We start from the raw sequence: 12,720 nt of genomic DNA on the forward strand, positions 1-12,720 counted from the left end.
AAACTCTTCAATTAAAGTTTTTTTGGTCTTGCGACCGGCTCAATGAATACTGACTTCAACTTACCTTAGTAAATTAAAGCTATTATCGTTCCAACAGAACGATAATGAATTGACTGTGCCAAAATCAAGTAAACTTGATTCTGATTGGTCACTCAGTTCATCGATAAATCTTTTTGATTATCATCAACGAGTGCCCACACAGATTGATTGGTTTAAATTGTTAAAGAGCGGTGCTTGCGAGTCTCATGAGAGCTTCGAAGCGGAGGTGAATTCTAGCGAGATAACTGAAAGAGTCAAACACTTTTTCAAATTTTCTTTTTTAGAAGTTTTCCCTCAACTGATACTGCCAGAAGCCTTGCGGCGCCTGCCGTGTCAGTGAGGGCGCATTATAGGGAGTTGTGCTCACTTAGCAAGTCGAATTTGCATTTTTTCTCAAAAAAATAGTTCGTTAGACCAAATTATCAGCACCTCTTATTTTACCCATAGGTTTTCATTATCTAGCTAACAGATTACTCACAAAATGCTGTGGATAACTAATCATCGCTATCAAAGAAATAGCTAATTCTTGCTCTAGGATTAAGGTAGTCTCGTACTCTATCTGGTAATTTGTTGGGTAGAATGGCACTGATTATTTTTATCTCTTTATCAGCAAGGTCAATAATAGGGGCTTGTGTCCTAGGTACAGAAGGGTCGTAGATAAGTACATTCGGAGATAATAAATGTTTAGCGTTCACAGAAACCACTAACCCAACTGTGTTATTAGAAAGCTGTACAACCGTGCCCGGAGGAAACACCCCCATAAACTTAACTAAAATACTCAGGTTTTGGTGGTTATAAAGATGTTTACAATTCTTATAAAGATGCGAGAGTGCAATGTACGGTATTTTTTGTTCTGCCACTATGGCAGGATGGCATAAGTTATCAAAAGCATTAGCAACTGAAATAACTTGGGTAATTTCATCAATTTCTTGCTCTTTCAACCCGAGTGGGTAACCCGAGCCATCATTCAGTTCATGATGCTGTTCAATCACCGTTTTCGCTTTTTCAGGAAAACCATCTATTCCATTAGCGATATCGCTGCCATAACGAGTATGCAGTTTAAGATAATTATGTTCAGGCTCAGTCAGAGGAGTCACTTTACGTACAATTGCGCTGGGAACTCTCATCTTACCAATATCGTGAAACAGTGAAGCAAAAGCGACTTCTTTGATCTGCTGCTCAGTTAGCCCTTTTGCTTTAGCAATCATCATTGCGAGTACCGAGACGTTCAACGAATGGAAATAAACATCCTCATATTCGCTCTTACTATTAATTAAATGCAGAGTGACACTTTCATTGCTTAGTAATTTATCAACGGCATCATCAACCAGTTGTAGAGCCTCATCGATAGCTTCTGTTGGACGATTACGAATTTTATTCATCACCGATCTCATTCTAGCTAAGGATCGTTCGAACTCTTTTTCACACTGAATGACTCGCCGCCGATAGCGACTAAGCTTTTCAATTCGATCTTGTTTTTCTTGCCAAAGTTTACCGACTTCCTCATCCAATTGCTGAGAATCGGTAGGCTCCATCATCTCGTTATCATCAGTTGGAGTTGTGGGTAAAGGCGCAGCATCACTTTGAGCCGGATTAAGAAAAACATGTTGGATACCCAAATGTTTAATCAGCTGAATCTGATCGCTAGACTTGATCTTGAAGCTATTAAATAAAAAAGGATGCTCATTCCATTTTACGGGTAATCGAATATGTAATCCCGGTTGCAACCTATCTACGGTAATCTTAATACTTGCCACGGTTAGCTCGATGTCTCATTGGTTATTCCATTATTTTAGAAGAACTCTCTGCTGAGATCTCCTTTCATCATCACTCTGCTTTCCAGCTAAATACTAAACTCCGCTTCTGCCACGGATGCATGTTGTAATTGAGCAAGGTGGTTGACGATAATTTGTTGAGTAATAATTCCTTTAAATTGTTTACCATCAACCAGTATCCAAGGAAATGCTAAATTTTGTTCACAAATTAGGTAAGTAATTTGCTGAATATCTGTATTAGCATCTAGTTTGGTAAATGAAAGATCCATAATTTGATTAACAGGTCGATGCCAACGCCCCGCCTCCTTCATCGTTTCCAATTCAGTTCCCATTGTGGGGGTCAAATGAAGGTTCAGAGTTTGTCGCTCAACGATACCTACGCATTCGTTAGCATTAATAACAGGTAATACTTCAGTCTCGGGGGTTTGGAAATATTGAAAAGCCAACGATAGAGGATCACCAGGATCAAGCCGTGGGGTATGGGAATGATGAAGTGTCACTAAACGGAGCGGCTGCTTATCTTCTCGATGATTCAGCAAGGGTTTAATTTTCTCGATAATTTGACTGCTCACCGTTTTTAAATTCGATGCAGCTGAGGGGGGAGAAAATAAGAAACCTTGCATGAAGTCTACCCCAGCATCAGCCAGCAAAGAGGCTTCTTCAAGCGATTCCACACCATCCGCTATCACTTGTACACCTAGGGAGTGACATAGTTCAACCAACATCTTAATGACTTTATATCGATTACTTTTGCTCTTGATCGCATCTAGGCAACGCCGGCTAATTTTTAAATAATCAAATTCAGAAAGGGGTAAGTGCTCCAACAGAGAGTAATCAAGCCCCATATCATCGATGGCCACTTGTACACCCTTAGATCGTAGCACTTTCAGTTCAGTTGACTGAACAATGCTGGCGGTATGCGTATTGGCTTGGATCAGGTCAATGATGATCTGATCAGCTCTCACTGAATGGTTATCAATCAACGCAATTAAATAGCCAAGCAGTTCAGGAAACCCTTGCTTCGTATTCGCCGAGATATTAAATGTTAAACGAATAGGATAATCATGCAGTTCTTGCAGTTCAGATATCTGATCTAATGCCGTATGTAAGACTTGTATATCTAGATCAGAGACTAAATCGAGATCTTCAGCAATGGCAATCAATTCGCTATTACTAACATTTAATGAAGTAGGCAGTGAAAAACGACACAAAGCTTCGTAACTGCTGATTTGCCAGGTTTGTGTTTCTACTATCGGTTGATATCGAACCGTTAATGTTTGTTTTTTGATCGCCTCACTCACCAGTTCTTCTAATAACCGGCGCTTTTTGATTTGTCGGTGAAGTTGTGAGTCAAAAAAACGAATTTTCTGCAAACCGGATTCTGATTGTTGCTCTAATATCGCTTGGACTGAATGGGTCACTGCCATTTTAGTGCTGCGGGCATCTAAACCAAGAATTGAAACACCGATTTTTCCTGATGTACAAAGTTTATGTAAATGGCTATCTACCTTACGTAGTTCATGAAAAAATGTACGAATTCTTGCATGAACATAGCGGTATGCTTCCCCAGAAAAAGGTAAAGGGCAGGTAACGCACACTAAATACAATCCCTCTTTTATCTGCCCAAACAAGCGGCTTTCTTTCAAACACGCCATCACCTCATTTAATGACGTCTGTTGAGCCGAGGAAATAGGATGCTCAATATTTAACGTCATCACAATATAAAGTTCATCAACCAATCGCTGTTGATATAAAGCTTCAAACTGCTCAAGGAACCACTGTTTATTCGCAATAGAGCCATTAACTGCTTGCTTATTTTCTTCAATTTGTGGTGAATAAAAACTCACATAGACGGCCTGACCTTCAGCAGGCATCAGCAATACTGAGCAATAGTAATGGTGCTCTTGACCACTGGCACAAGTCATGGTTACTTTTTGTGGCAAACTATCCACATAAGCATTTAAAGGCAAAGCCTCATCAGAGAATAAAAATTCACTATTCAGCCCTAGAAGATCAATTGAATGAAAACCAGTAAATTGCTCAAAAGTACGATTACAGCCTAGAATTTTATTATCCTGATCAGAAATTAACACTCCCCACGGAGCGAAGCTCAATAAGTTATCCAGCCATAACCCCTGCTGATGTGATTGAGTGAGCTCAAAAATCGGCAGGATCTCTCCTTGTAAAACATATTTAGAGAGTTTTTCTACCGAAAAAATCGCATAGCAGAAACGTTCGGAAGCCATAAGTAAGGCATTAATAGAAAGCTTATCTCCACTAGTGAGTGCGGCCTCTAACAACTGTTCAACCTTTTCCTGAGTTGCCACATTCATTAAAGCCAGCCACTCTTCCAATGTTTGAAAACAAAAGGGGGAACTCCGCTTACTTGCAGGTGAGTCACTCGTACAAGTAAAAGTTTGAGTATCAATATCTAAAGTCCAGTGAACAGGGGCAAATGATTTTGACGACAACGGATCCAGCTCGCCAGCGCGAGGTATATTATGGCTATCTTGCATTCGTTCACCTTAGGCGATAGAGATCGCAGCTAATGGAAGCCTTCTCTTTAAGTTTAGACTAACAAATAGAGCGAGAAAAAAGAGACAACTTTTCTGGGAAGAAATACAAAATAGAGACTTGAGTCACGTAAAATGAAGTAGGACAAAAACAACAAAGCCCCGACTTTCGTCGAGGCTTTGTTGTATAAATAATGGTACCGATGGGCGGACTTGAACCGCCACTCCCGAAGGAAACGGATTTTGAATCCGTCGTGTCTACCAATTTCACCACATCGGCATTTTTAGGCTATTGCCCTTTGATGGTTGGCATTATACGTAAGAAAGTGAGCGGCGCAATAACAAAATATTGAAAAACAAATCGTTTGCTGAATATTTCGCCATAAAGATTCATGCTGTGCTCTTGCTCTCTTTTCAGTAGAGGAAAGTCCCGATATGCTGACAACCATTAATGATTGACTTTGGTCTCCTATGAACACTTCAAACTTACCACCCGCAGGGCTATTTCGACGTTTAGGGGCACTTTTATATGATTCGTTGATTGTAATGGCCATTTTAATGGTGGCTGGCGGTATTGTCATTGCCGTTTTAGAAGCACTGGTTGCATTCAACGCAATGAGCTACGCTCCTTACCAAGATGCAGGTGAACTGCTTAGCCGTCACCCAATTTGGAGCCCGGTCTATACACTTTATCTTGCTACTACTTGGATCTACTTCTTTGTTTTCTTCTGGACGAGAGCAGGGCAAACACTTGGGATGAGAGCTTGGAAAATTATGGTTCGTAATACTGACGGTTCACTGATAAGCCCAACTCAAGCGCTAATTCGCTTAGCTACCTCAGTGTTTGGTTTGGGAAATTTTACCGTTCCAATTGATCCGCAAAAGCGCAGCTTTCAAGATATGTGGGCCAAAACGGAAGTAGTGAAACTCGATAAGATTGGTTGATCTTTTTACACCACACAAAATTCATTCCGTGACTATGAGTGCGTAAGAAAAGGAACAAGGGAGGCATCACACCTCCCTTGTTCAATCATATGGTCACAATTTCAAGCGGTTATAACTTTCTACGCAGTAACATCACGGCAATCGTTAAGAAAACCAAGCTAGGGGCAACAGCACCAAATACAGGCGGAATGCCATACACCAAACTTAAGGGGCCAAAAAATTCACTAGAGATATAAAAAGTAAATCCAGCAATCACCCCTGATAAAATTCTGGCTCCCATGGTCACACTTCGTAGCGGACCAAAAATAAATGACAGAGCCATCAGCATCATAACGGCAATGGAGAAAGGTTGAGTCACCTTGCGCCACAAAGCCAACTCATAACGAGAAGCATCTTGCTCAGAGGCTTTCAGATAATGAACATAATCATACAAACCACTGAGTGCAAGCTCTTCCGGCTTCACCGTCACCACAGCTAATTTATCTGGAGCTAAAGCCGTCTTCCATGGATATTCGTCCAATGACTGTTTGGTGATCAAAAAATCATTCTGAAAATCGGTCAACTCAACGTTCTTCATGACCCATTGATTATCACCGAGGTAATCGACTTGCTCAGCAAACACAACATGACGCAACTTTTTATGTTCATCAAAACGCCACATGTTTAATCCATACAAGTGTTCACTATCAATCTTACCAACGAAAATAAAGTCATTCACATCTCTAGCCCATACCCCCGTTCTCACCGACATAAGGTTTCCACCAGAGGTAGCAAAGGCACGCATATCACGAGCCATTTTTTGTGCTTGAGGAGCCCCCCACTCGCCTAACAAGGTTACAATGATCATCAAGGGCACTGCGGTTTTTAACACGGAAAGACCAATATCTAATTTGGAAAATCCCGCAGCCTGCATGACCACTAATTCAGAACTTGCAGCTAATGCTCCTAAGCCAATCAAGGCTCCTAACAATGCCGCCATCGGGAAAAACATTTCCACATCTCTTGGTACACTGAGTACAACAAATAGCAAGGCTTGCAAAAGATCGTAGGTACCATCCCCTACTTTTCTGAGCTGTTCAACATATTTGATTATGCCGGACAAACCAACAAAGGTGACGAGTACCAATGTCGTGGTGGCAATAATGGTTCTGCCGATATACCAATCCAATATCTTAAACACGACTTAAGCCACCTTTCTCTTTTGTTTAAATCTGTCTTTTATTCTTCTCACCATCACACTATCTAGTGTGTTTACTATGATAGCTGCCATCAGCAAAGCAGCGTTTATTGGCCACATTCCGACAGCAACAGGAATGGAGCCATCTTCCAATGCGGACTTCGTTGCACTGATCGCTAAGAAATAGGTTAGATAAATAAGAATGGCAGGCCCCATCTTGGCAAATCGCCCCTGTCTTGGGTTGACCGCAGATAATGGCACCACCAGCATGGTTAATAACGGAATACAAACCACTAGAGAGATCCGCCATTGTAGCTCAGCTTGAGCCCGTTGATCAGAATTACGAATTAGGTCCAAGGTCGGTATTTCTTCCCAATCTCGCCCTTTACTTTTCACTTCTCGTTGGCCAATTAATCCTTCATATTGCTCAAAACGCGTGATCATATAATCCACACGAGTCGGCACGCCTTCATAACGAACACCATGATGCATCGTGATCACTTGCCGACCGTCACTCAGCTCTTGAACTTCTCCTGAGTCGGAAAACATCACACTCGGTAAAATAGATTCTCGCGGAGAAAGCTGAGCAACAAAAACATTACGTAGTTTTTTATTTTCTATATTGTCAATAAAAACAACTGAAGAGCCGTCAGGAGAACGTTGGAACTGCCCTTTTTGTAATAGGTCAACACTATTTTCCGCCGCAAGTTGCTCAATCAGTTGAGCTTCTTTATTTTGACTCCAAGGTGATAACCAAAATGCATTAAATGCGGCAACACTCGAAGTGATAATCGCCAAATACAGTGCCGCTCGGATGAGAAACTTATTCCCAATCCCAGTGGCATTCATTACGGTAATTTCGCTTTCCGCATATAGGCGACCAAAGGTTAATAGAATGCCAATATACAAACTCAGCGGTAGCATTAGCAGCCCCATTGCAGGCATATTTAAACCCACAATAGATAAAATCATCCGAGCAGGGATTTCACCGTCTGAAGCGTCAGCCAGCACACGGATAAATTTCTGGCTTAAAAAGACCAAAAACAGGACGAAAAATATCGCAAATTGGCTTTTTAGTGTCTCTCGGATCAAATATCTAACAATAATCACGCTGAAATAACCTATGCAAAACTTGTTTTTTTGATTGAATCACTATAATTTCCTGTTGAATCGTTTGTTTTTTTAAATTTTTACTATCTGTTAGAACACCTAACTCAAGGTCGATTCCCAAAAGGATTCATCCAGTAAGAATTCATTATCTAACATTTAGTTCTATTTGTCTTTAAGATGTAGGAGTACGCATGGAGTTCAGTGTTAAAAGTGGTAGCCCTGAAAAACAACGTAGCGCATGTATCGTTGTTGGAGTCTTTGAACCACGCCGCCTTTCTCCAGTAGCAGAACAACTTGATAAAATCAGTGATGGCTACATCAGTTCACTACTTCGTCGTGGTGATCTCGAAGGAAAACCCGGACAGATGCTGCTACTGCATCAAGTACCCGGAGTGCTTTCAGAACGAGTGTTACTTGTCGGTTGCGGCAAAGAACGGGAACTGGGTGAACGCCAATACAAAGAGATCATCCAAAAAACCATTAGCACACTTAATGAAACTGGGTCAATGGAAGCGGTCTGCTTTTTAACTGAGTTACATGTTAAAGGTCGTGATACTTATTGGAAAGTTCGCCAAGCCGTAGAAGCCACCAAAGATGGTTTATACACTTTTGATCAATTCAAAAGCGTCAAGCCAGAAACCCGCCGGCCACTACGTAAACTGGTTTTCAATGTGCCAACCCGACGAGAACTCAGTTTGGGTGAACGAGCCATTAATCATGGTTTAGCCATCGCCTCAGGGGTTAAAGCGTGTAAAGATCTCGGCAATATGCCGCCTAATATCGCTAACCCTGCTTATCTTGCCTCCCAAGCTCGTCGCTTAGCCGATGACTACTCGACGGTGACCACCAAAATTATTGGTGAAGAAGAGATGGAAAAACTGGGCATGACCTCTTACCTTGCCGTAGGTCGAGGTTCTAAAAATGAATCCATGATGTCAATCATTGAATACAAAGGCCATTCAGACCCAGAAGCTAAACCTATCGTTTTAATTGGGAAAGGGCTCACTTTTGACTCAGGCGGTATTTCTCTAAAACCCGGTGAAGGGATGGATGAGATGAAATATGACATGTGTGGCGCCGCCTCCGTCTTTGGTGCCATGAAAGCATTAGCAAAATTGAACCTTCCACTGAATGTGGTTGGGGTGCTGGCAGGATGTGAAAACATGCCTGGTAGTAATGCTTATCGCCCTGGTGATATTTTGACAACGATGTCTGGCCAAACGGTCGAAGTACTCAACACCGATGCAGAGGGTCGCCTAGTCTTGTGTGATGCACTCACCTATGTTGAACGTTTTGAACCAGATTGTGTCGTCGATGTCGCCACCTTAACAGGCGCTTGTGTTATCGCACTCGGTCACCATATCAGTGGCGTGATGGCCAATCACAACCCATTAGCGCACGAACTCGTCAACGCTTCCGAACAAGCCAGTGATCGAGCTTGGCGTTTACCATTGGCCGATGAATACCATGAACAGTTGAAAAGCCCCTTTGCCGATATCGCTAATATCGGTGGCCGCCCTGGTGGAGCGATCACCGCTGGCTGTTTCTTATCAAAATTTACGAAGAAATATAACTGGGCCCATCTTGATATTGCGGGCACGGCTTGGAAATCAGGTGCGGCAAAAGGCTCCACTGGTCGCCCTGTTTCCCTGTTAGTCCAGTTCCTGCTCAATCGCAGTGGCCAATACACTGAGGAATAGACCTCATAAGAAGGGCCAACCGGCCCTTTTTTATTCACTCTGAGTAGGTCATGATGGCAACAGCAACTTTCTACCTTATTTCTGCTGATAGCCCACAAGCAACCCAAAGCGGGTTTGAGCAATATGTGGTTTATCTCGCACAATATTTTGCTAAGCAAGGGGCAAAAGTCTATGTACAAGGCCATGACAAGCCCCATGCAGAAAGGCTTGCTGAGCGGTTTTGGCAAGTTGAGCCTGAGGATTTCCTTGCTCACAACTTGGTCGGCGAAGGCCCCAGATATGGGACTCATATTGAAATTGGGTACCCAGAAGTCGCCCCTTCTCGGAACCGACAACTGGTAATAAATGTGGCCGATAATCATACAACCTTTGCGAACGCCTTCGCAGAGGTGGTAGACTTCGTCCCCAGTGAAGAAAAGGCCAAGCAACAAGCTCGAGAGCGGTATAAGCAGTACCGTCAAGCAGGGTATCAACTGCAAACCATCGAGATAAATTACCCTTGAATCCTTTATCCTTATAGTTAAGCTCTCTTACCCAGAGAGAACTCACTTATAGTGATAACCCGAATTAACCATCAATGTATCCATTTAAGAGCACTATGGAAAAGACATACAACCCAACATCCATCGAACAAGATCTATATAAGACTTGGGAAGAACAAGGCTACTTTAAGCCTCACGGTGATACAAGCAAAGACGCGTACAGCATCATGATCCCGCCGCCAAACGTCACTGGTAGCCTACATATGGGACACGCATTCCAAGACACCATTATGGATACCTTGATCCGCTGTCAGCGCATGAAAGGTAAAAATACCCTATGGCAAGTCGGTACTGACCATGCGGGTATTGCAACTCAAATGGTCGTTGAACGTAAAATTGCTGCCGAAGAAGGCAAAACCAAGCACGATTACGGCCGTGATGCCTTTATCGATAAAATTTGGGAATGGAAAAAAGAATCGGGGGGAACGATCACTAAACAGCTACGCCGTCTTGGAGCTTCTGTTGACTGGGATCGTGAACGTTTCACTATGGATGATGGTTTTTATAAAGCCGTACAAGAAGTGTTTGTTCGCCTCTACAAAGACGATTTGATCTATCGCGGCAAACGTTTAGTAAACTGGGATCCTAAACTGCATACCGCCATTTCTGATCTTGAAGTGGAAAACAAAGAAACCAAAGGCCATATGTGGCATTTCCGCTACCCATTAGCCGATGGCGCAAAAACCTCAGAAGGCAAAGATTATATCGTGGTTGCTACCACTCGCCCTGAAACCATGCTTGGTGATACCGGTGTAGCGGTAAACCCAGAAGATCCTCGCTATAAAGATCTGATCGGTCAACAAGTTGTACTGCCCGTCGTTAACCGCCGTATTCCAATCGTCGGTGATGAGCATGCGGATATGGAAAAAGGGACTGGTTGTGTAAAAATCACCCCAGCACATGATTTTAATGACTATGAAGTAGGTAAACGCCATCGCCTGCCGATGATCAACATCTTCACCTTTGATGCCAACGTACGTGATGTCGCCGAAGTCTTTAATACTAATGGTGAACCATCAGAGGCTTATAGCTCAGAGATTCCTGCTCAATATCAAGGCATTGAACGCTTTGCGGCTCGTAAAGCGATCATAGCAGAATTCGACGCTCTAGGATTACTAGAAGAAGTCAAAGATCACGATTTAACCATTCCTTATGGTGATCGGGGTGGCGTAGTCATTGAACCGATGCTGACGGATCAATGGTATGTTCGCGCGGGTATTCTTGCCAAACCTGCGGTTGAAGCGGTTGAAAATGGGGATATTCAGTTCGTGCCTAAGCAGTACGAAAATATGTACTTCTCATGGATGCGTGATATTCAAGATTGGTGTATTTCTCGCCAGCTTTGGTGGGGGCACCGTATCCCTGCTTGGTATGATGAGCAAGGTAATGTTTACGTTGGCCGCAATGAAAGCGAAGTGCGCAGTGAAAATAACCTTGCTGAAGATATCGTGTTACGCCAAGACGATGACGTTTTGGATACTTGGTTCTCTTCAGCGCTATGGACATTCGGTACACTTGGCTGGCCAGAACAGACCAAAGAACTCAACGTTTTCCACCCAACGGATGTGCTCGTTACTGGGTTTGATATCATTTTCTTCTGGGTTGCCCGGATGATCATGATGACCATGCATTTTGTCAAAGATGAGAATGGTCAACCTCAAGTTCCGTTCAAAACCGTTTATGTGACAGGCCTTATTCGTGATGAAAATGGCGATAAAATGTCAAAATCTAAAGGGAACGTACTTGATCCTATCGATATGATCGATGGTATCGATCTCGAATCTTTGGTTGAGAAACGCACTGGCAACATGATGCAGCCGCAATTAGCCGAGAAAATTGAGAAAAACACACGGAAAACCTTTGAAAATGGTATCGAAGCTTACGGTACAGATGCTCTGCGCTTCACGCTAGCCGCGATGGCTTCCACTGGCCGTGACATCAACTGGGATATGAAACGTTTAGAAGGCTACCGTAATTTCTGCAATAAACTGTGGAACGCAAGCCGCTATGTTCTGATGAACACTCAAGAGCAGGATTGCGGTTTTGCAGCTGGTACTGAGCTTGAATATTCATTGGCCGATAAGTGGATCGAGTCACAATTTGAATTAGCCGCGAAAGAGTTCAACAACCACATTGATAACTACCGTCTGGATATGGCTGCCAATACACTGTATGAGTTTATCTGGAACCAATTCTGTGACTGGTATTTAGAGCTGACCAAGCCTGTACTTTGGAAAGGGAGTGAAGCCCAACAACGAGCAACTCGCCGAACCTTGATTACGGTACTTGAGAAAACGTTGCGCTTGGCTCACCCTGTTTTGCCATACATTACCGAAACCATTTGGCAAAGTGTGAAGCCACTGGTAGAAGGCATTGAAGGTGATACCATTATGCTGCAAGCGCTACCACAATATGATGAAACGAACTTCCATCAAGAAGCGCTAAATGACATAGAGTGGGTAAAAGCCTTTATCACCAGTATCCGTAACTTGCGTGCTGAGTATGACATTAATCCGGGTAAACCACTGGAAGTCATGCTTAAAGCAGCCAGTGAACAAGATGCGGATCGCCTTGCCGCCAACCAACAAGTACTGATTGCTCTAGCGAAGTTAGACAGTGTTCGTGTGCTGGCGGCAGGAGAAGTCGTTCCTGCCTGTGCAACCGCCTTAGTGGGTAAATCAGAGCTAATGATTCCAATGGCAGGCTTGATTGATAAAGAAGCTGAACTGGAACGTTTGAGTAAAGAAATTGCGAAAACGGAAGGGGAAATTAAGCGCATTGAAGGCAAATTGGGTAACCAAGGCTTCGTTGCTAAAGCCCCTGAAGCGGTCGTTGCCAAAGAGCGTGAAAAACTCGAAGGTTACCAAGAAGCACTAGTGAAATTAGTTGAACAAAAAGCGACGATTGCCGCGCTTTAAT

Annotated in this window: 8 protein-coding genes and 1 tRNA gene; 4 read left to right on the forward strand and 5 right to left on the reverse strand. The window is 43.0% G+C overall.

Annotated features, from left to right (window positions below; all coding sequences use genetic code 11):
• Positions 1-533 precede the first annotated feature (533 nt).
• The 3 genes from B5D54_RS11065 to B5D54_RS11075 form a co-directional block, all read right to left on the reverse strand.
• On the reverse strand, positions 534-1,796 hold the full coding sequence (locus B5D54_RS11065; RefSeq protein WP_078926612.1) for a cyclic di-GMP phosphodiesterase: 1,263 nt from the start codon (positions 1,794-1,796) through the stop codon (positions 534-536).
• Between the two features lie 86 nt (positions 1,797-1,882).
• Positions 1,883-4,330 (reverse strand): EAL domain-containing protein, encoded by a 2,448-nt coding sequence (locus B5D54_RS11070; RefSeq protein WP_078926613.1) that lies wholly within the window; start codon positions 4,328-4,330, stop codon positions 1,883-1,885.
• Between the two features lie 192 nt (positions 4,331-4,522).
• A tRNA-Leu gene (locus B5D54_RS11075) sits at positions 4,523-4,607 on the reverse strand.
• Positions 4,608-4,798: 191 nt separating this feature from the next.
• Between B5D54_RS11075 and B5D54_RS11080 the strand changes: the two genes are divergently transcribed.
• A complete protein-coding gene (locus B5D54_RS11080; RefSeq protein WP_078926614.1) occupies positions 4,799-5,272 on the forward strand; it encodes an RDD family protein in 474 nt (157 codons plus the stop codon).
• A gap of 109 nt (positions 5,273-5,381) precedes the next feature.
• On the opposite strand, the gene lptG is transcribed toward B5D54_RS11080, so the two are convergent.
• Positions 5,382-6,452, reverse strand: a complete 1,071-nt coding sequence (gene lptG / locus B5D54_RS11085) for an LPS export ABC transporter permease LptG (RefSeq protein ID WP_078926615.1) — start codon at positions 6,450-6,452, stop codon at positions 5,382-5,384.
• Positions 6,453-6,455: 3 nt separating this feature from the next.
• Positions 6,456-7,559, reverse strand: coding sequence for an LPS export ABC transporter permease LptF (gene lptF, locus B5D54_RS11090; protein ID WP_078926616.1), 1,104 nt, complete (start codon positions 7,557-7,559; stop codon positions 6,456-6,458).
• 191 nt (positions 7,560-7,750) lie between these two features.
• Between lptF and pepA the strand changes: the two genes are divergently transcribed.
• The 3 genes from pepA (at position 7,751) to B5D54_RS11105 (ending at position 12,719) form a co-directional block, all read left to right on the forward strand.
• Positions 7,751-9,259: a leucyl aminopeptidase gene (gene pepA / locus B5D54_RS11095; protein ID WP_078926617.1), complete on the forward strand. Its 1,509-nt coding sequence runs from the start codon at positions 7,751-7,753 to the stop codon at positions 9,257-9,259.
• A 53-nt stretch (positions 9,260-9,312) separates the two neighbouring features.
• Positions 9,313-9,762: a DNA polymerase III subunit chi gene (locus tag B5D54_RS11100; protein WP_078926738.1), complete on the forward strand. Its 450-nt coding sequence runs from the start codon at positions 9,313-9,315 to the stop codon at positions 9,760-9,762.
• 95 nt (positions 9,763-9,857) lie between these two features.
• Complete coding sequence (locus B5D54_RS11105; RefSeq protein WP_078926618.1) at positions 9,858-12,719, forward strand: valine--tRNA ligase; 2,862 nt, start codon at positions 9,858-9,860, stop codon at positions 12,717-12,719.
• Position 12,720 lies beyond the last annotated feature (1 nt).

This window comes from Vibrio cincinnatiensis DSM 19608, from assembly GCF_900167345.1.
Lineage (GTDB): Bacteria > Pseudomonadota > Gammaproteobacteria > Enterobacterales > Vibrionaceae > Vibrio > Vibrio cincinnatiensis.